This is a genomic window from Sphingobium sp. SA2, assembly GCF_032227065.1.
GTDB lineage: Bacteria > Pseudomonadota > Alphaproteobacteria > Sphingomonadales > Sphingomonadaceae > Sphingobium.
Map to the genome: position 1 here is coordinate 756,330 of NZ_JAPMXX010000001.1, position 19,654 is coordinate 775,983.

Here is a 19,654-nt window from a genome sequence, read left to right on the forward strand (position 1 = left end):
TGTTACGCCTTTATCGCTGCACGGAAATCCTCATTCTTCAGGAATAGCGACGTATTGTCCGCGCCCAGATGCGTCCATTTGAGGTTCAGCCCGCCATCCACCAATATCGTCTGCCCAGTGATATATCTCGACAGGTCGGACAATAAGAAGGCGATGGCCCCCGCCTGTTCCTCCGGCTGGGCACGCCGTCCCATGGCGATCGCCGCCTGGTCCCGCGCCACATCCTCATCGATGTAAGCGCCCGACCCCGGTGTGATCGTCATACCCGGCGCGATCGCATTGACGCGGATATTGTCCAGCGCCAATTCGGTCGCCAGCGTGCGGGTCGCCGCGACGATCGCCGCTTTCGCCGTGCCATAGGCGATGTGATAGGGCGCGCTGTTCATCCCGCTGATCGAGGAAACTCCCACGATCGCACCCGGATTGCCCCGTGCCCGCAATTCCCGCGCCACCACCTGGCTCATGAAGAACATCGTCTCCAGATTCTGCTCGAACAGCGCCCGCCAGTCCGCCCGCGTCACCCGCTCCGCCCGCATCCAGGTCTGCGGAGCCGCGCCCCCCGCGACATTGGCCAGGCCATGAAGCGTGCCGGGGGCCGCCACCGCCGCCTCCATCACCTTCGCCACGCCCTCGTCCGTTCCCACATCGGCGATCACCGGCACGATCGCCAGCCCCTGCGCAATCAGCGGCGCGATATGCGCGTCGAACTTGGCCTGGGTGCGCCCAGCGGCAATCACGGTCGCGCCCGCCTGCGCCAGCATCTTCGTCGTCGCGGTGCCGATGCCGCCGCCCGCCGCGCCCGTGACGATGATCGTCCGGCCGGTGAAATCCATCAATTGCTGCGCCATGTCCGACATCCTCATCCCACTTTTTACGCGCTCAACCTAGCCCGCGCGGCCAAGCCCTAAACAGAGGGCAAAGCGAAACATCGCTCCCGCGCTAACCGCGCAGACCGCATTGCAAATGAACAGTGTTGTTGATTAGTTGCCGGAAACAACAAGCTGTCATGGAGCGGATATGAGCTGCACTCCCACCCGGACGCCAGCGCCCGATACATTCGATATCCCGACGCTGCGCGCAAAATATCGCGAGGAGCGCGACAAGCGCCTGCGTGGTGACGGGCAGGCGCAGTATCAGCCGACCACCGACGACACGACCCACAGCTATGATGTCGATCCGCACATGGCCGTCACCCCGCGCGACCCGCTGGTCGAGGATCTCGACGTGCTGGTGCTGGGCGGAGGCTTTGCCGGGGTGTTGGCGGGCTATCATCTAACCAAGCAAGGCGTCACCGATTTCCGCAATATCGACCATGCCGGCGACTTTGGCGGCGTCTGGTACTGGAACCGCTATCCCGGCATCCAGTGCGACAATGACGCTTATTGCTATCTACCGCTGCTCGAAGAAACCGGCTTCATGCCGTCCAAGAAATTCGCCGACGGCGCGGAGATTCAAGCCTATATCAAACAGATCGCCCAGCGCTTCGGCTTCCACGATCGCGCCCAGTTCCACACCCTCGTCACCGCGCTCAGATGGGACGATACACTCCAGCGCTGGCATGTCGAAACCAGCCGCGGCGATCATTTCCGCGCCCGCTTCGTTATCATGGGCTGCGGCGTCCTCAACATGCCCAAGCTGCCGGGGATCGAGGGGATAGACCGCTATCAGGGCAAGATCTTCCACACCGCCCGCTGGGACTATGGCTACACCGGCGGCAGCTACGAAAATCCCGTGCTGGACAAGCTTGCCGACAAGCGTGTCGCGATCCTGGGCACCGGGGCCACCGCGATCCAGGCCGTCCCGCATCTCGCCCGCTACGCCAAGCAGCTCTACGTCATTCAGCGCACGCCATCGACCGTGGACGAACGGCCCAATCCGCCGACCGATCCCGACTGGGCGGAATCGCTGCAACCGGGCTGGCAGGCCGAGCGCCAGGCCAATTTCCACCGCGCCGCGATGGAATTTTTCCTGCCCGGTGAGCAGGATCTGATCTGCGACATCTGGACCGAAATCGCGCGCAACCTCCACGCCGAACTGGAAGCCGAAGGCTGGCCGGAACTGTCGCCCGAAGAATTCATGGCCCGCCGCGAAGTGGTGGATTATCGCGTCATGGAGCGGCTGCGCGCCCGCGTCGATGAAATGGTCAAGGACGAAGCGACGGCCGCCTCGCTCAAGCCCTGGTATCGCTTCCTGTGCAAGCGCCCGCTCTCCAGCAACGACTTCTACGCCGCCTTCAACCAGCCCAACGTCAAACTGGTCGACGTGTCCGACGCCAAGGGGTTGGAGCGGATGACGGAGACCGGCTTCGTCTCGAACGGCGTCGACTATGCCGTTGACTGCATGATCTTCGCCAGCGGCTTTGAAGTCACCAGCGACCTCAAGCGCCGCTGGGGCATCGATGTGGTGGAGGGGCGCAATGGCCTGTCCATCTACGATCATTGGGCGAACGGGCCAAAGACGCTGCACGGCACCATGACCCATGGTTTCCCCAACCAGTTCTTCATCGGCTATATTCAGGGCGGCCTCAACGCCAGCGTCACCGAACAATTCGGGCGGCAGGCGGAACATATCGCCCATATCATCCAGGCGACAATGGCAAAGGGCGCGGCCTCGGTCGAAACTACGGCGGACGCACAGGACGCCTATGTCCAGCATTTCCACGACGTGGAATATGACACCTCCGCCTTCCAGATCGAATGTACGCCAAGCTATTTCACCAACGAAGGCCAGGTAAAAGCACCCTGGGCGCTGTTCCGCAGCTACGGCCCCGGCTGGGGCGCATTCCAGACATTGTTGCAGGACTGGCGCGCGCGCGGTGACCTAGCGGGCATGGAATTGCGGTCATGATCGCCGGGGGGATGATGTCGCCGCGCTGCCCGCTTTCGCTTGGGCTGGCCCGGCTGTTCGCGATAATCGAACGTCAGGGAACAGGCTGCGGGAGCATGGCATGAACAGCCCGACCACCATCACCGTCGATGATCTGACCAAGCCGCTGACCTATCCGGTCGAGGCCTTCCTGTCGCGCGACTATGCGCTGGCCGAAAAGGAAAAGCTTTGGCCCAAAGTGTGGCAGGTCGCCGCGCGGGTCGAGGAATTGCCGGACGTCGGCGACTGGCTGACCTACGATATTTGCGACGACAGCATCATCGTCATCCGCGTCGCGCCCGATCGGCTCAAGGCCTATCACAATGTCTGTCCGCATCGCGGGCGGCAGTTAGTGGATGTGCCCGAAGGCGCGCACTCGGCCAACGGCAACAAGCGTCGCAATTTCATCTGCGGCTTCCACGGCTGGACCTTCGATATTGACGGCAATAACAGCTATATCCTCGATCCGCAGGACTGGCAGGGCGCCCTGACGCCCGACTGTACGCATCTTTCCGAAGTGAAGGTCGATCTGTGGGGCGGCTGGATCTGGATTCACATGGATCTGGATGCTGAACCCGTGACCGAGTTCCTGGGCGATGCCGGGCGCATCCTGTCCTATTTCGAGATGGACAAGATGCGCTACAAATGGCGCAAATGGGTGGTTTATCCATCCAATTGGAAGACTGCGCTCGAAGCCTTCATGGAACCCTATCATGTCGCGGGCACGCATAGCCAGCTGCTCGCCTATGGCGACTATTATGCCTATAGCGCGGCCTATGGCCTGCACGGCGTCAGCGGGTTCGACCAGCGCGATCCTGCCTTCGCCATGAGCCAGAGCAGCAGCGTCACCCGCGCAGGCAAGGGCGACGACCCGCGCCGCTCGACCTACGAGCTGATCCGGGAAAATTACGAGACGCTCAACTATGCCGCGTCCACGCAAACGCTGGTCGATGCGGCTAGTCGTCTGGTCGATGAATTGCCCGAAGGCACGGCGGCCGCCGACGTCATCGCCCATTGGCTGAAATCGGCGCGGGCGGATGACGCTGCACGCGGCGTCTTCTGGCCCGACATTCCGCCAGAGGTCATGGCCGAGGCCGGCCTCGCCTGGCACGTCTTTCCCAACATGTCGGTGTTGCAGGGGATCACCTTCGCGCTCTGCTATCGCGCGCGGCCCTTCGGCGACGATCCGAACATGTGCATCTTCGAATCCTACGCGATCGAACGGTTCCCCGAAGGCCAGGAACCGGCGACTGAATGGGAACATGCCGAACCGACGGCGGAAGGGTGGGGCGCCGTCCTCGCGCAGGACTTCTCGAACATGAAATGGGTGCAGAAAGGGATGAAGTCGCGCGGTTTCCGCGGGCCGCTGCCCAATCCGCACCAGGAACGCAAGATCACCAATTTCCACCGCAACCTCGCCGCGTACATGGGTACGGGCGCACCGAGGCTATTGAAATGAGCTACGACGATCCCAAACCTGCCACCGCTGCAACCGCATCGGACACGCCAGGCACGCCAGTCTATAAGCGCGTCCTCGATCTGTTCGAGGCCGAAGGCATCAACACCCTGTTCGGCATTCCCGACCCGAACTTCGTCCATATGTTCTTGGAGGCCGAACGGCGCGGCTGGACCGTGGTTGCGCCCCATCATGAAGCCGCCGCAGGCTTCATGGCCGAAGCCGCCTCGCGCATCACCGGCAAGCCCGCCGTCGCCATCGGCACGCTGGGGCCGGGCATCGCCAATATGGCGCCCGCCATCCAATGCGCGCTGGTCGAACATTCGCCCGTCATCTTCCTGTCGGGTCAGCGCGCCCGCGTCACCGAACAGCGCGTTCGCCGTGGCCGCATCCAGTTCGTCAAGCAAATGCCGCTGTTCGAAAATTCGGTGAAATATGCGGCATCCATCGAATATGCCGACCAGACCGACGAAGTGATCCGCGAAGGCATCCGCAAGGCGATGGGCGGCACCCCTGGCCCGGTCTATATCGAATATCCCAGCCACATCATTCTGGAAGAGCTGGACCTGCCAGCACCACTGGTGCCGGAGCGCTATCGCCTGGTCAATCAAGGCGCGGACATCGACCGGGTCCACGAAGCCGCCAAATTGATCCGCGAAGCCAAGAACCCGATCCTTCTCGTCGGCCATGGCGTCCACACGTCACGCACCGGCGCAGCGGTCAAGCAACTGGCCGATCTGATGAACTGCCCCGTCATCCAGACATCGGGCGGCACCAGCTATATCAAGGGTCTCGAAGACCGCACCTTCCAATATGTCTTCTCCAAGGCGTCGATCGAGGCCGTCACCGAGTCCGACCTCGTGCTGGCGCTCGGCACTGAACTCGGCGAACCGGTTCATTTCGGCAAATGGCGCTACTGGCAGAAGAATGAAGCGATCCGCAAATGGATCTATGTCGAACAGGATGCCTCGGCCATCGGCGTCAACCGCCCGATCGACGTGCCCTTGGTCGGCGATCTGCGCGGCGTCGTGCCGCAGCTTGTCGCCGCGCTCAAGGACACGCCGCGCGCACCGGCGCCGATGCTGGAAGCCTTCATGCGCGACGGTCAGGCGGAACTGGACGAACTGGCGGCGGAATCGCTGACCAAGAGCGACGGCACTGGCGACGTGGCCATCCATCCCGCGCGCCTCGCGGTCGAAGCGACACAGGCCTTCCCCAAGGACGGCATCATGATCCGCGATGGCGGCGCGGGCGTCATCTTCCAATGGACCTATTCGCAGTGCAAACCGCATGACGTGATCTGGAACCAGAATTTCGGGCATATCGGCACGGGCATCCCCTACGCCACCGGCGCAATGCTGGCGGACCAGGCGGCAACCGGCATTTCGCGCCCGGCCATGCTGCTGACCTCGGACAGCAGCTTCCTCTTCCATATCGGCGAACTGGAAGTCGCGGCGCGCTGCAAGCTGCCGCTGGTCTGCGTCGTCGGCGTCGACAATGCCTGGGGTCTGGAAGTGGGCGTCTACAAGCGCACCTTCGGTCAGGGCACCGAAGAAACCGGCACCCATTGGAGCAAGGACGTCCGTTTCGACAAGATCGGCGAAGGCTTTGGCTGCCACGGCGAATATGTGACCCGCGCCGAGGACATCAAACCCGCGATCGAACGCGCCTATGCCAGCGGCAAGGTCGGCGTTGTTCATGTCGTCATCGACCCCAAGGCCAATTCGGAAGAAATGCCCAAATATGCCGAATTCCGCACCTGGTACGCGGAAGGCACGCAGTAAGCCGGAGAAATTCCTCCCCTGTGAGGGGAGGTGGCTGGCCGCAGGCCAGACGGAGGGGTGTCACGCCATCGATAGGGCGACACCCCTCCACCACTCCTTCGGAGTGGTCCCCCTCCCCCAATGGGGGAGGATTTAACGAAGGAGAGGACAACAATCATGCGCCACCATCTGCACTTCTACATTGACGGCCAGTGGGTAGTCCCGGTCGCGCCCAAGACGGCCGAAGTCATCAACCCCGCAACCGAAGCTGTCGCAGGCCATATCGCGCTTGGCTCCGCTGCGGACGTGGACAAAGCCGTCGCCGCCGCGCGCCGCGCTTTCCCCGCCTGGTCGGAAACCACGCGCGAACAGCGGCTCGATCTGCTCAAGGCCATCCAGTCCGAATATCAACGCCGCATGGCCGACCTGGGTGAGGCGATCCGCGAGGAGATGGGCGCACCATCCGTCCTTGCCAACGGCTTCCATGTCGGCCTCGGCGCAGGTCATCTCCAGACCGCGATCGAATTGCTGGAGAATTTCGCGTTCGAGGAATTGCGCGGGCCCACCCTGATCCGCCGCGAACCCATCGGCGTCTGCGCCCTCATCACGCCATGGAACTGGCCGATGAACCAGACTTGCGTCAAGGTCTTCCCCGCGCTCGCCACCGGCTGCACCATGATCCTCAAACCGCCGCAGCTCGCGCCCTTCTCCGCGCAGATCCTCGCCGAAATCATCGACGCGGCGGGCGTGCCTGCGGGCGTGTTCAACATGATCCAGGGGCAGGGCAGCGTCATCGGCACCGCGCTCTCGACCCACGAAGATGTCGATATGATCAGCTTCACCGGCTCCGAACCCGTCGGCGTGCAGATCCAGAAGGACGCCGCCACCACGGTCAAGCGCGTCGGCCTGGAACTGGGCGGCAAGAGCGCCTTCATCGTGCTGGACGACGCAGCGCTGGCGGACAATGTCACCGGCGCAACCGCGGGCATGATGGGCAATAGCGGCCAGACCTGCAGCGCCGGATCGCGCCTGCTTGTCCCCGCATCCCGCCTAGACGAAGCGCTTGTAGCCGCCAAGTCGGCCGCACAAGCCGTCACCGTTGGCGACCCGGCAGGCGACGTCGCCATGGGGCCGGTCGTGTCGAAGGCGCAATATAATATCATTCAGGACTATATCGCCAAAGGCGCCGAAGAAGGCGCCACCCTTGTCGCAGGCGGCCCCGGCCGCCCCGAAGGCATCGAGAAGGGCTGGTTCGTTCGCCCCACCGTCTTCCTCGGCACCAACGACATGCTCATCGCCCGCGAAGAGATTTTCGGCCCCGTGCTGGTCATCATCCCCTATGACGACATCGACCATGCCGTCGCCATCGCCAATGACAGCCCCTTCGGCCTCGCGGGATACGTCAACGGTTTGGACACCGCCCAGGTCCACGCCGTGGCCCGTCGCCTGCGCACCGGCTGGGTCAGCATGAATGGCGGCTTCGATTTCCACGCCCCGTTCGGCGGCTACAAGCGCAGCGGCAATGGGCGCGAATGGGGCGAGTATGGCTTCCACGAATATCTCGAAGTCAAATCCATGCTCGGCTACGCCTGATATGGATAGCCGCATCGCGCCCAGCGGCATGACCGCGGCGGAAGGGTGGAGCCTCGAACGCCTCACACCCCCCAGCCGCCTCTACGGCGCGAACGGCCTTGCCACCGGCCCGGACGGCCGCCTCTATGTCGCCCAGGTCGGCGGCAGCCAGGTCAGCGCGATCGACGTCGATACAGGCACCATCTCGACCATCAGCCCGATGGGCGGCGCGATCGTCGCGCCCGACGATCTGGTGTTCGATGATGCTGGCAATCTCTACCTCACCGAAATCACCGAAGGCCGCGTGTCGATGCTCACGCCCGGCGGGGAAGCGCGCGTCATCTATGGCGACATGCCCGTCGCCAACCCGATCACCTGGCATCAGGGCCGCCTGATCGCAGGCGAGTGCCGCATGGGCGCGCGCATCATGGAACTGGACCGCGACGGCGGCGCGCCCCGCCTCATCCTCGACAATATCCCCATGGCCAACGCCTTTCAGGTCGGCCCGGACGGCAAACTCTATGTCCCCGTCATGGGCGCCAATGAAATCTGGCGCGTAGACATGGAAACCGGCGCGCATGACGTCGTCGCAGGCGACCTTGGCGTGCCGGACTCGGTCAAGTTCGACAGCAAGGGCCGCATCGTCACCACCCAGGTCGCCAGCGGCCAGGTGCTGCGCATCGACCCGATCAGCGGCACGCGCGAAATCCTCGCCGATCTTGGCCCCGGCCTCGACAATGTCAGCTTCATCGGCGATCGCATCTTCGTCTCCAGCATCCCCGGCGAAATCACCGAATTGCTCGGCGACGGCAAGGTCCGCTCGGTCGTCCCGCGCGCGCTGCAATGGCCGCTCGGCCTCGCCATGGGTGCGGATGGCGCGCTGTTCGTCGCGGACGGCACGTTCGGCTACACGCTCCGCCCCGGCGGTGCGCCGCAACTAGCGGGCATGATCTTCTACCCCGGCTGCCCCGGCTATATGCGCGGCGTTGCAGCGGGATCGCAATCGGGCGAATGGATCATCACCACCGGCACCGGCAGCGTCGCACGCTATCGGCCGGGCGAGGGGGCCAGCGACTTCCTCTCCCACGGCCATGACCGCCTCATGGGCGTCGCGCTCGCCCCGGACGGCGCAGTCGTCTTCGCCGAACAGGGCAGCGGACGCCTGCTTTCGGCCAGCAATGGGTCGGCCGAGACGCTGGCCGAAGGCCTCCACAAGCCGATGGGCGTCGCTATCGACGCCAACGGCATCCTCTACGCCTCGCAAACGGGCAAAGTGATCAAACTGATCAGCGGACGTATCGAAACGGTCCTCGACGGGCTGGAAAAACCCGAAGGCATCGCCATCATCGGCAACCGCCTGTTCGTGGTGGATACCGGCACCAAATCGCTGGTCGGCTGCGACCTGTCCGGCGGCGATCGGAACATATTGGCCACCAACCTCCCAGTCGGCGCACCGATCGGCATCACGCCGCATTATCTCGGCCCGATCGGCGACATGGCTGGACCGATGATCAATTTCTGCGGCCTGACCGCAGGACCGAACGGCACGCTCTACCTGTCGGGCGACGCCGAAGGCAGCGTCCTGGCCCTCCGCCCCGCCCAATAAACCCCGTTCGTGTCGAGCGTAGTCGAGACACAGGCGCGCTCCGTTTTCTCGACTACGCTCGAAACGAACGGATAGTGTGTTACGCCCCACCGCCCAACTGCCCGGACAGAGCCCCCGCCGCCTCCACCAGCGCATCCTGCAACGCCCCCAATTCCCGCCCCAGCGCCGCCCCAATGCCGATCGCCACCAGCGCATGAACCGGCCGCCCCGCGCCCTTCCACACCGGCGCGGACACCACCGTCACGCCCGCAATATATTGCCCCTCATCCACTGCAAAACCCTGCGCGCGGGTCTGGCGTAACTGCGCCATCCAATCGTCGAACGCAGGCGGATCGTCCCAGCGTAACTGGTCAAACCGCGCCTTCAATTCCGCCACCGGATAATCGCCGAACGCCGCAATACAGCGCCCCGTCGCGCTGATCAGCGCCGGGAAGCGGCTGCCGACCCGGGTGCTGAGCTGAAACCCGCTGCCCGACTGCGCCATGGCGACGACGATCATATGATCGAGGCCCACGGCCTGCACCCCCAACATGGTCAGGCCAAAACGCTGCGCCAGCCGGTCGAGCAGCGGTTGCGCCAGATCGTTGAACGGATCGCGCCGCAACCAATGCCGCGCCAGCGTCAGCACGCCCGCCTCCAGCGCATAGCGTTTGGTGTCTGCGTCGAACGACACCAGCTCCTCCTCCGCCAGCGCGCGCAGGACATAGAGGCAGGTGGACGGCACCAGCCCCAATTCCTTGGCGATCGCCTGAACGCCCAAAGGCCGGTCGCTCCGTCCCAATAACCGCAGGATCGCCGCCGCGCGGGTTATGGCAGGAGCCTTACTGTCCTTCACCGCCGCCGCGACCTTGCGGACGGGGGAGGGGGAACGCGCGCGGATCAGGTCACTCATGCAACAGGCCTCCATCGCTCCGGCGATGGAGCAGAGTGTTCAATATATAGAACATTGTTCGCGATTTACAATGAATGAGTCGCCATGACATGCAGGGCCCATCATGACGAAGGCGGCTCTTCCGCCATTCGACAGAGTGAATGGACGGGACGGATGGCCAAACTCACCGACTATAGCAGCTATGCCGATGCGCAGGCGCATGCGACGTCCGACGCCCCCTGGGATCTGTTCGACGGCGACCGCGATCATCTCAACATCGCGCATGAATGCATCACCCGCCACGCCGATGGCGGCGGCCGCGCCGCCGTCCGCATCGCCCACGCCGATGGCCGCGATGAAATTCTCAGCTTCGATACAATTTCGGCAGGTGCCGCGCGCTTTGCCCATTGGCTCGATGCAGAGGGCGTTCTACCCGGCGAACGCATCGCCTTCATGCTCGAACCCTCTTTGCCCTTCTATGTCTGCCTGTTCGGGGCGATGCAGACCGGTGCAATTTCGGTGCCGCTCTTCACCCTGTTCGGTCCCGATGCGCTGCGCCTGCGCGTCGACGACTGCAAGCCGACCATCCTGATCACCAACAGCGAAAAGGCAGACCTCGCCCGCAGCATGAACGGCCCCCGCGTCGTCGTTGCCGATGACGGCTTGCTGGACGAGATTGAGAAATATCCCGCGACCTATACGCCCAAGACCAAGGCGAATGACCTAGCGGTATTCCAATATACGTCCGGCACCACCCGCGAACTACCCGAAGCGGTCAAGCATAGCCACCGCGCGCTGGTGACGCTGATGTTCGCCGCGCTCTACGGCACCGGCATCCGGCCGGGCGACGAATTTTTCTGCCCCTCCTCGCCCGCTTGGGGGCATGGCCTGTGGCATGGGACGCTCGCCCCGCTGGGGCTGGGCGTGACCACCGGCACCTTTGCTGGTCGCTTCGATCCCGTCCGCCTCATGCAAGCGCTGGACGATTACCAGATCACCAATATGTCGGCCGCCGCGACCCATTATCGCATGATGAAGAATAGCGGCAAGGCGGAGGACTTTGCCTTCCACTTCCAGAAGCTATCCTACACCGGCGAACCGATCGACCCGGCAACGCTCGACTTCATCGATACCTATTTCAAAGTGCCCGCCTGCTCCATGTACGGCACGACCGAAATCGGCGTGGTGCTGGTCAATTATCCGGGTGCCGATGATTTCACCGTCAAGCCCGGTTCGCTCGGCAAAGCCGTGCCCGGCCAGAAGCTACAAGTCCAGCGCCCTGATGGCACACCGTCCACCCCCGGCGAGATCGGCGAACTGATGCTGTGGCGGCGCGACAAGTGGGAAACCACCAAGGACCGCGCGAAGATCGACGAAGACGGCTATTTCTATCACTGCGGCCGCGCCGACGACGTCATCATTTCGGCCGGCTGGACGATGAGCGCGGTCGAGATCGAAAACACGCTGCTCAAACATCCCGTGGTGTTGGAATGTGCGGTCATCGGTGTCCCCGACCCGCAACGCGGCCAGGTGGTCAAGGCGTTCGTCATCGCCAATTGCGACGGCAGCGACGCGCTGGTGAAGGAACTCCAGACCTTCACCCGCGAAAAACTCGCCCAGCATGAATTCCCCCGCGTCGTGGAATTCGTGACCGACCTGCCCAAGACCCCGGCCGGCAAGGTTCACCGCAAAATCCTTCGAGACCGCGAGGCCGCCAAACTGGTCGAACCCGCGATCTAAAAAACCCTCCCCTGCAAGGGGAGGGGGACCGGCGAAGCCGGTGGAGGGGTGTCACCCTATCGAGACGGGAACACCCCTCCGTCTGGCCTGCGGCCATCCATCTCCCCTTGCCGGGGAGGAATTAAAATTATGCATTATCAGGAGAAAAGACATGGCAACACTGGCGGAAGCCCCCACCAATAAATTCCCCAAGATCACCGAAGAAGGCCTGGACGACCTGCGCAAGCGCATTGGCGTTAAGATCGAAAATACGGTCGAACCTTGGAATTATGAAGCGACCCGCGACGCGATCCGTCACTATGCCCATGGCATTGGCGACGATAATCCCCTGTGGTGCGATCCGGCCTATGCCGAAAAGACCAAATATGGCTCGCTCGTTGCGCTGCCCAGCTTCCTGTTCACGACCAGCCGCATCATTTCGGGCTATTGCGGCGGCCTGTCGGGCGTCCATGCCATGTGGGCGGGGGCCGACTGGACCTGGCACAAGCCGGTGCTGCGCAACGACACGATCCGCACCGAAGCCTATCTCAAGGATTTGGTCGAACATAATACCAAGTTCGCTGGCCGCAGCTTCCAGCAGATCTACCATGTCGACTTCTTCAACCAGTCGGGCGACAAGGTGGCCGAAGGCGACAGCTGGGTATTCCGCACCGACCGCGACGAAGCCCGCGAACGCGGCACCAAATATACCGAAGCGCGTGGCCGCGTGGAGCAATATACCGAGGAAGAACTCGCCGAATTCACCCGCCTCTACAGCCAAGAGGAAATTCGCGGCTCGGTGCCCCGCTATTGGGAAGACGTGCAAGTCGGCGACGAACTGCCGCGCATGATGAAGGGGCCGATGACGGTCACCGGCTTCATCTGCTACGCGCAGGGCTGGGGCGGTCTTTATATTCGCGCCAACAAGCTGGCCAATCAGATGCAGCAGGCGCATCCGGGCCTTGGCATCCGCAACCGCTTCAACGTGCCAGACTGCCCGGAGCGGGTCCATTGGGACGAAGCCTTCGCGCTCGAAGTCGGCGCGCCCGGCGCCTATGATTATGGCCCGGAACGGTGCAGCTGGCTGACCCATCACATCACCAACTGGATCGGTGACGACGGCTTCCTGACGCGCAGCAAGTGCCAGATCCGCCGTCATAATCCCGATGGCGACGCGATCTACATCGACGGCAGTGTCATCCGCAAGTTCGAGGAAAGCGGCAAGAAATATGTCGAGATCCAGCAGCAGGCGACCACCCATCGCGGCGAAGTCTCCGCCTTCGGCACCTCGATCGCCGAATTGCCGAGCAAACCAGCCTGATCCTGTAACGGGGTAGGAGAGGAGGGCCGCCGCCGCAGCGATATGCGGCGGCGGCCCTTTTGCGTTGCGCGCCCGCCGCTAGGATCGGGCCAGAGTGAGAGAGAGGATCGTAGAATGGACGAGATGCGCTTCGACGGCCGGGTCGCCGTCATCACCGGGGCAGGCCGGGGCCTGGGCCGCGCCTATGCGCTGCTGCTGGCGGCGCGCGGTGCCAAGGTCATCGTCAATGATCCGGGCGTATCGATGCAGGGGGAGGGGGGCGATGCCGGTCCCGCCCAGACACTGGTGGACGAGATATGCGCCGCCGGCGGGCAAGCCGTCGCCTCGACCGACAGCGTCGCAACGTCGCAGGGCGGCCAGGCGATCATCGACACCGCCATCACCCATTATGGCCGCATCGACATCCTGATCCACAATGCGGGCATCGTCCGGCGCGGCTCGCTCAATGAGCTGAGCTATGCGGATTTCGAAACGGTCCTCGACGTCCATCTGCGCGGCGCCTTCCACGTCGTGCGCGCCGCCTTCCCGCACATGACCGCCGCCAACTATGGCCGCATCATCCTGACCGGCTCCCTCAACGGCCTCTATGGCAATGCGGGCGTGGTCAATTATTCAATGGCCAAGGCCGCGATGACAGGCCTGTCCAACGTCGCCGCGATCGAAGGCGCAGCGCACAATATAAAGAGCAACATCATCCTGCCCGGTGCCGTCACCCGCATGGCCGACGGCCTCGACACCAGCGCTTACCCGCCGATGGACCCGGACCTTGTCGCCCCCACCGTCGGCTATCTGGCGCATGAGGAGTGCGCGGTGACCGGCGAAATGCTCATCGCCATGGCCGGCCGCGTCGCCCGCGCCTATATGATGGAAACCAAAGGCGCGTTTCGCCCCGACTGGACCATCGAACAGATCGCCGAAAATCTCGACACCATCCGCGCCACCGACAACGCCCTCCACTTCGCACCCGTGCCGGACGGCCATATGGACCATCTCCGCTATTGCTTTGAGATGGCGCGAGCGGGGTAAACTCATCTTTGCGCGACGGAGGTGTTCGCCGTTTTGCCTTCGCCTCCTTCCTCCGTTCGCCCTGAGCTTGTCGAAGGGCCGCACTTCTTGAACAGAAGGGCAAGGCTTCGACAGGCTCAGCCCGAACGGGGTAGATGAGGCCGGTCACTTATGCCCTGCACGCAATCCCAAACCGCGCCGTATAATCCCGGAAATGCGCATGTACACCCGCGCGATCCAGCCCGTAATCCGCCAGATCATAGCTATGCTTGCCATGCTTGCCCTGCGGATTGGCATCCAGCATCGCCTGCATCGCAGCCTCCGCCTCCGCCGTCAGCGCCGTATCGAACCGCGCATAGAGCCGCCGCATCTCGCCGATCGGGTCGCGCACCTGCGCGTCATACTGAATATCGTGGATCGAATCCCAGCCATGCTTCTCCCGATAGGCCAGCATCCGTTCGATCATCAGGTCGAAGGTGCGCAGCTGCGACTTGCCGACCTCGACCGGATCGACATCGTCGCTAAACATCTTGCGCACCTGATAAACAAGGCTGCACGCCGACGCGACGACATCGGCGGGGTCGCGGTGCGTCATCACCAATTGCGCATCGGGATAGACGGTCGTCAGATCATCCAGAAACAACGGATGCCAAGGATTTTTCAACGTCCATTGCCCGCCCTCATTCTCCTGCAACATCTGGAACAACCGCTTCTGATAGCGGAAGGCAGGCAGGTAGCTCGTGGAAAACAACCACTTCTGATAGCTCGGAATATTGAGCACCGAGTCATAATATTGTGCGCAGAAGGACGGTGCCATCGAAAATTGGCACTCGGTCGGGCTGTCCGCATCCTCATGATGCATCGCCGAAATATGCGGCGCATATTTGAGCATCATGTCGAGCCGCGCCTGTTCCGCCACATAGCGCGGATCGCTGCTCAGAGCGCCCTTCGCCGCTGGCGGCACGCTGTTGAACGCTTCCCAGCGCAGGAAGCACCGCCGCGCCGGATCGGCATTGAGCAAATTGATCGTCAGCGTCGTGCCGGTCCGCGGCAGCCCGAATACGAACAGCGGCTTGTCCACCGGCGCATCCAGCAACGCAGGATGCTTCGCCAGATAATCCTCGACCTGCAAGCGGTTCGCCAGCGTGGCAGTAATCTGCTGCGCCCAACGGCCCTGCGCCGCCTCGGTCAGCTTCGCCTCGCCATTGATCGCATCGATCAGGACATACAGCCCTTCCAATATCGCCTCATCGCCCAGATCGGTCAGCCCCGTCTGTTCGCGCGCCGCCGCAATCAGCGCGTCAGCGTCCAGCCCTGCGATGGTGGTGGTCATCATCCTTCTCCCTTTTCTGCTTGGCTGGCGAGGCGCTTCTCCGTCTCGGCGATCTCCGCCTTCAGCCACATGGTTTCCGACAGGTTCGTGCTGCCGCTCGCCGCCAGCAATTGCGCCAGCGCTGCCTTGCGCACGCTCAATCCCGCTTCATGATCGGGCACAGCTTCCAGCGCGATGTCCAATAAATGCAGCGCTTCCAGCGGCCGCCCCGCCGCCACATGCCCATGCGCCCGCCCCACGATCGCGCCTGCACCGCCAGCCAGTTCGACCAGATCGGCACTCACCGCCGAACGCGGCACGCCATAGAGCGCGGTCGTGCCATCGGCATAATGGAACCAGCCGCCATTTTCTTCCCAGATGGCGCGCACGACCCAGCTGGTCTTGCCATGAAATTCGCCGATCTTCAGGTCATCGGGCAATGCAATTTCGCGCATCAATTCCTGCACGGTCTTGCCCGCATTCATCCCCGCGATCGTCTCGCGCTCCAGATAGCTGACCGCCGCGTGCATCGCGTCCAGATCGGCGCGGATGCGCGCCGCCCCTCTGATCGGATCGCCATGGCCGCTAATCACCAGCTCCGCGCCCAGCGCCCGCACCTGCTCGACCGAGCGCAAGTAAGCGCGCACCAGCCGGGGCTTGTCGCCGCGCATCGTCACCAGATTGGGCATCGCCCGCCACACCGGGCCGAACAGATTGCCGGTAAAGACGGTCTTTTCCTGCGGCATCCACACGAACACCGAATCCAGGCTTTCACCCCCCGGCGTCTTGACCACCTCGAACGCGCGCCCGCCCTGCGCGAAGGCAAGGCTGGTCGCGACCTCCACATCCGGCACGATTACCGGCGGCTTGGGCGGCGGCCCGTCGCGCCGCGTCATCGACGCCCACAGCTTGCCCGACCGGCGGCCCAGAAAAGGGGCCAGCCGCTCGAAATAGTCCACCGTCTCGCCAAAGCCCGACCCGACAATGACTTGCGTGCCGTCCTCCATCTGGTCGGGCAGCGCGCCATAATGGTCGGCATGGGCCTGCGTCACGATAATACGCTTGAGCGGCCCGTGGCGATGCGCGGCAAACAACGCATTGTTGCGCGCGCCATTGCCCAGAAAGCCGGTATTGATGAGCAAATCCCCATCGCCCGTCGTCACCAGATAGGCGTTGGAAATATCCTTCACCATGAAGATGCCCTCGCCGATCCGCTCGGCGTCGGTCTGCCCCTGTCCGCCCATGACGAGCGCGCCAAGCGGCGTCTGCGGCGTGTCGCTCATGCCGCGTCGTCCGCAAATTCGATCATCACCTTGGCCGATTGCGGCTGTGCGGCAATATCCAGCCCCTCGATCACCCGATCGAACGGCAATCTATGGCTGATCAGCGCCGCAATTTTGTCCTGCAAACGCGGCATCGCCGCAATCACATCGGGCATTTCGGTCGGATAGCCAACAGCCGTCGTAATCGTCATCTCGGTGGTCAGCATCGGCCCGGCCGGCAGTTCGATGGGCTTGAGGTAAGCCGCCGTAATCACATGCCGCGCATGCGTCTTGGCCAGCGTCACCACGTCGCGCAAGATCGACGGCGCACCTGCCGCATCGATATAGGCGTCGGTCAGCGCCTTCTCCCGCCCGAACACAATCACCGTGCCATGGATCGCCTTGATCCGCGCGATCGCATCCTCGCGCGCTGGATTGATCGTCTGCGCGCCCAGCGCCCGCGCCCGTTCCAGCCGCTCCTCCGCCAGATCGAGCGCGATCACATCGCACCCCCGGTCCACCGCCCAGAGGATCATACCAAGGCCAATCGGCCCGCAGCCGAAGATCACGACCTTGTCGCCCGCCTTCGCCTGCGCCCGATTGACCCCGTGCATCGCGACCGACAGCGGCTCGCACATCGCCGCGACATCATAGGATATACCCTCAGGGATCGGCAGCAAACTGTCGCCCAGCCGCGCGTCGCGCACCAGCAATTCCTCGGTAAACGCCCCCTCCGGCCCGCCGCTGCCGATATAGCTGGGCGTCATCATCGGGTTGATGATGACGCTTTGCCCGACCGAAACGCCGGTCACGTCCGCGCCCACGAACAGCAGCTCGCCCGCGCCCTCATGGCCCAGCGCCGTCCGCCTGCCCGGCGTCGGGATGCCGCCATTTTTAATGTAGCTCAGGTCACTGCCGCAAATGCCGCAGGCCTTCATCTTGACGACCACATCCTTCGGCCCGGCTTCGGGCCGTTCATAGGGGTCCAATCGCACGTCATCGACGTCATGAATGGTGAGCAGGCGCATGGGGCGGCTCCCGATCAAAAGGCGTAAGGGGGATAGATCAGGCTGCCGCCATCGATCACGATCGTATCGCCGCTATGAAATCGCGATGCATCGGAGCAGAGATAGGCACCGATCCCCTCGAAATCTTCGATCGCACCGGGCCGATGGATCGGCGTCTTGGCGGAAAAATGTGCGTCGACCGCCGCCATGCGCGCCTTCATTTCCTCGCTCATGCCCTGATCGCCGCCGATGCCGGTCTTGACATATCCCGGTGCGATGCTGTTCGCGCGGATCTCATATTTGCCCAGTTCCGCCGCCATGCCGCGCACCGCTGCGCCCATGCCGCCTTTCGACGCCGCATAATTGTTTATGCCGGGCATCCCGTGGAACATCGACAGGCTACCGCAATAGACCAGGCTCCCGCCCGGCTCGCCCGCTTCGGCGCGCGCGACCATCGCCTTGGCGCCTTCGCGCAAGGTGAAGAAAGCCCCGTGCAGGTTCACCGCCAGCAAGTCATGCCATTCGGCCGCGTCCAGCGTCAGCACCGACCGACTGCGCGACGCGCGACCCGAATTGGCGAACACGCAATCGACCCGGCCGAAATCGGCCAGCAATTGCGCATAGCCCGCAATGATCGCTTCCTCCGATGCCACTTCCACCTGATAGGTTTCGACGCGCGCCGCGCCCGCCGCCAGCAAATCGGCCTTCGCCGCTGCATTCTTGTCCGCATTGCGCGCCCAGATGGCGATCTTGCCGCCCATCTTCGCCACGCCGCGCGCAAAGCCCAGGCCAATGCCGCCATTGCCGCCGGTCACCAGCGTTACCTTGTCCGAACAGTCGAAAAGACCCGCCACCTATCGCTCTCCTATGAAATGTCGCCGCCCGACGGCGGTCCTTTGCTGCGCGCGATTGTCGATCAGCATGGGACAGGCCGCAATTGACCTGTCTGTAGAGATCAGGCCATAACCGCTATATCGAGCCAAGACATCTATGCCCCGGAGCGCCCGTGCCGCCAGCCGAAACCTATGCCGAATCGCTGTTCGAGGCGGAACTGATCGTGCCGTCCGCGCTGATACGCATCATGCGCCTGCATCTCGATCAGCCGACCGACCGGCTCTTCTACCGCACCGACCATTATTGGCTCGACCTGTGCCTGACCCCGCGCCCTGAAAAGGCGCGCGGCTGCTATCGCGACCGCTGGGGACCGCATCGCTACGAACCATTGGGCGAAATCTTCCTCGTGCCGCCCGGCGAAGCGATCCATATCCGCAGCGAAACCGGCGGTCGGCAGGCTTCGGTCATCTGCGAAATCCCGGCCGCGGCGATCAACTGCTGGCTCGATGATGGCGGCATCGACTGGACTGACCGGCGCCTCGCCGCTGGCCTCGACATCACCCATCCCCATATGCGCGCCTGCCTGTTGCGGCTCGCCGACGAAGTCCGTCATCCAGGGTCCGGCAGCGCGATCCTCGCCGAACTCATCGCCCGGCAACTGGCGATCGAAGTGGCCCGCTATTGCCAGGCGATCGGCGAAGGCCCGGTCAGCGGGGGTCTGTCCTCCTGGCGTTTGCGCCGTATTGAGGAACGGCTGCACATGCTTGGTCCACCCCCGACGCTTGGCGAATTGGCGGCGCTGTGCAACCTCTCCCCCCGCCAATTGACGCGCGGTTTTCGCGCCTCGCGGGGCTGTTCGATCGGCGACCATATCGCCCAGACCCGGATCGACATGGCCAAGCGTCATCTCGCCACCCCGCAAAGCATCAAGGAAATCGCCTTCGCGCTCGGCTTTGCCTCCCCTTCCAGCTTCGCCTACGCCTTCCGCCGCGCGACCGGCTCCACCCCCCGCCAATTTCGTCAGCGCCGTCTGTCGCCCCCATTCTCTGGCTGATTATCTA

At 63.5% G+C, this 19,654-nt stretch carries 15 protein-coding genes; 9 read left to right on the top strand and 6 right to left on the bottom strand.

What is annotated here, in order from left to right; translation table 11 throughout:
• Positions 1-2: 2 nt before the first annotated feature.
• Positions 3-848 (bottom strand): SDR family NAD(P)-dependent oxidoreductase, encoded by an 846-nt coding sequence (locus OVY48_RS03770; RefSeq protein WP_156106334.1) that lies wholly within the window; start codon positions 846-848, stop codon positions 3-5.
• A gap of 169 nt (positions 849-1,017) precedes the next feature.
• On the opposite strand from OVY48_RS03770, the gene OVY48_RS03775 reads away from it, so the two are divergent.
• The 5 genes from OVY48_RS03775 to OVY48_RS03795 all read left to right on the top strand — a co-directional run bounded on the left by OVY48_RS03775 (position 1,018) and on the right by OVY48_RS03795 (position 9,262).
• Positions 1,018-2,847, top strand: coding sequence for a flavin-containing monooxygenase (locus tag OVY48_RS03775; protein WP_037480322.1), 1,830 nt, complete (start codon positions 1,018-1,020; stop codon positions 2,845-2,847).
• 100 nt (positions 2,848-2,947) lie between these two features.
• Positions 2,948-4,324, top strand: a complete 1,377-nt coding sequence (locus tag OVY48_RS03780) for an aromatic ring-hydroxylating oxygenase subunit alpha (protein ID WP_037480321.1) — start codon at positions 2,948-2,950, stop codon at positions 4,322-4,324.
• Positions 4,321-6,105 carry a thiamine pyrophosphate-binding protein gene (locus tag OVY48_RS03785; RefSeq protein ID WP_037480319.1) on the top strand — a complete coding sequence of 595 codons (1,785 nt, stop codon included), beginning with the start codon at positions 4,321-4,323 and terminating at the stop codon, positions 6,103-6,105. Before OVY48_RS03780 ends, OVY48_RS03785 begins: the two co-directional genes overlap by 4 nt.
• 156 nt (positions 6,106-6,261) lie before the next feature.
• A complete protein-coding gene (locus OVY48_RS03790) occupies positions 6,262-7,677 on the top strand; it encodes an aldehyde dehydrogenase family protein (protein WP_313921870.1) in 1,416 nt (471 codons plus the stop codon).
• Position 7,678: 1 nt separating this feature from the next.
• Complete coding sequence (locus tag OVY48_RS03795; protein WP_037480315.1) at positions 7,679-9,262, top strand: SMP-30/gluconolactonase/LRE family protein; 1,584 nt, start codon at positions 7,679-7,681, stop codon at positions 9,260-9,262.
• A 79-nt stretch (positions 9,263-9,341) separates the two neighbouring features.
• Here the strand turns inward: OVY48_RS03795 and OVY48_RS03800 are convergent, their stop codons facing one another.
• A complete protein-coding gene (locus OVY48_RS03800) occupies positions 9,342-10,154 on the bottom strand; it encodes an IclR family transcriptional regulator (RefSeq protein ID WP_313921871.1) in 813 nt (270 codons plus the stop codon).
• A 153-nt stretch (positions 10,155-10,307) separates the two neighbouring features.
• Here OVY48_RS03800 and OVY48_RS03805 point away from each other — a divergent pair, with 153 nt between their 5' ends.
• The 3 genes from OVY48_RS03805 to OVY48_RS03815 all read left to right on the top strand — a co-directional run bounded on the left by OVY48_RS03805 (position 10,308) and on the right by OVY48_RS03815 (position 14,199).
• Entirely contained in the window at positions 10,308-11,873 is a 1,566-nt protein-coding gene (locus OVY48_RS03805) for an acyl-CoA synthetase (protein ID WP_037472284.1), read from the top strand.
• A 151-nt stretch (positions 11,874-12,024) separates the two neighbouring features.
• Positions 12,025-13,173, top strand: coding sequence for a MaoC family dehydratase N-terminal domain-containing protein (locus OVY48_RS03810; protein WP_037472286.1), 1,149 nt, complete (start codon positions 12,025-12,027; stop codon positions 13,171-13,173).
• 114 nt (positions 13,174-13,287) lie between these two features.
• Positions 13,288-14,199 (top strand): SDR family NAD(P)-dependent oxidoreductase, encoded by a 912-nt coding sequence (locus OVY48_RS03815; protein WP_037476203.1) that lies wholly within the window; start codon positions 13,288-13,290, stop codon positions 14,197-14,199.
• A gap of 148 nt (positions 14,200-14,347) precedes the next feature.
• On the opposite strand, the gene OVY48_RS03820 is transcribed toward OVY48_RS03815, so the two are convergent.
• The 4 genes from OVY48_RS03820 to OVY48_RS03835 are packed head-to-tail and all read right to left on the bottom strand — an operon-like array spanning position 14,348 to position 18,613.
• Positions 14,348-15,511, bottom strand: a complete 1,164-nt coding sequence (locus OVY48_RS03820) for a sulfotransferase family protein (RefSeq protein ID WP_037478629.1) — start codon at positions 15,509-15,511, stop codon at positions 14,348-14,350.
• Complete coding sequence (locus tag OVY48_RS03825) at positions 15,511-16,773, bottom strand: alkyl sulfatase dimerization domain-containing protein (RefSeq protein WP_313921872.1); 1,263 nt, start codon at positions 16,771-16,773, stop codon at positions 15,511-15,513. Before OVY48_RS03825 ends, OVY48_RS03820 begins: the two co-directional genes overlap by 1 nt.
• Positions 16,770-17,780, bottom strand: a complete 1,011-nt coding sequence (locus tag OVY48_RS03830) for a zinc-dependent alcohol dehydrogenase (RefSeq protein WP_037476197.1) — start codon at positions 17,778-17,780, stop codon at positions 16,770-16,772. Before OVY48_RS03830 ends, OVY48_RS03825 begins: the two co-directional genes overlap by 4 nt.
• 14 nt (positions 17,781-17,794) lie before the next feature.
• Positions 17,795-18,613: an SDR family NAD(P)-dependent oxidoreductase gene (locus OVY48_RS03835; RefSeq protein ID WP_037476194.1), complete on the bottom strand. Its 819-nt coding sequence runs from the start codon at positions 18,611-18,613 to the stop codon at positions 17,795-17,797.
• A 152-nt stretch (positions 18,614-18,765) separates the two neighbouring features.
• Here OVY48_RS03835 and OVY48_RS03840 point away from each other — a divergent pair, with 152 nt between their 5' ends.
• Entirely contained in the window at positions 18,766-19,647 is an 882-nt protein-coding gene (locus OVY48_RS03840; RefSeq protein ID WP_313921873.1) for a helix-turn-helix transcriptional regulator, read from the top strand.
• Positions 19,648-19,654: the final 7 nt, after the last annotated feature.

Excerpts from the sequence above, each read along its gene's own strand:
- OVY48_RS03770 (WP_156106334.1), bottom strand. The coding sequence starts at position 848 with ATGGCGCAGCAATTGATGGATTTCACCGGCCGGACGATCATCGTCACG.
- OVY48_RS03775 (WP_037480322.1), top strand. The coding sequence starts at position 1,018 with ATGAGCTGCACTCCCACCCGGACGCCAGCGCCCGATACATTCGATATC.
- OVY48_RS03780 (WP_037480321.1), top strand. The coding sequence starts at position 2,948 with ATGAACAGCCCGACCACCATCACCGTCGATGATCTGACCAAGCCGCTG.
- OVY48_RS03785 (WP_037480319.1), top strand. The coding sequence starts at position 4,321 with ATGAGCTACGACGATCCCAAACCTGCCACCGCTGCAACCGCATCGGAC.
- OVY48_RS03790 (WP_313921870.1), top strand. The coding sequence starts at position 6,262 with ATGCGCCACCATCTGCACTTCTACATTGACGGCCAGTGGGTAGTCCCG.
- OVY48_RS03795 (WP_037480315.1), top strand. The coding sequence starts at position 7,679 with ATGGATAGCCGCATCGCGCCCAGCGGCATGACCGCGGCGGAAGGGTGG.
- OVY48_RS03800 (WP_313921871.1), bottom strand. The coding sequence starts at position 10,154 with ATGAGTGACCTGATCCGCGCGCGTTCCCCCTCCCCCGTCCGCAAGGTC.
- OVY48_RS03805 (WP_037472284.1), top strand. The coding sequence starts at position 10,308 with ATGGCCAAACTCACCGACTATAGCAGCTATGCCGATGCGCAGGCGCAT.
- OVY48_RS03810 (WP_037472286.1), top strand. The coding sequence starts at position 12,025 with ATGGCAACACTGGCGGAAGCCCCCACCAATAAATTCCCCAAGATCACC.
- OVY48_RS03815 (WP_037476203.1), top strand. The coding sequence starts at position 13,288 with ATGGACGAGATGCGCTTCGACGGCCGGGTCGCCGTCATCACCGGGGCA.
- OVY48_RS03820 (WP_037478629.1), bottom strand. The coding sequence starts at position 15,511 with ATGACCACCACCATCGCAGGGCTGGACGCTGACGCGCTGATTGCGGCG.
- OVY48_RS03825 (WP_313921872.1), bottom strand. The coding sequence starts at position 16,773 with ATGAGCGACACGCCGCAGACGCCGCTTGGCGCGCTCGTCATGGGCGGA.
- OVY48_RS03830 (WP_037476197.1), bottom strand. The coding sequence starts at position 17,780 with ATGCGCCTGCTCACCATTCATGACGTCGATGACGTGCGATTGGACCCC.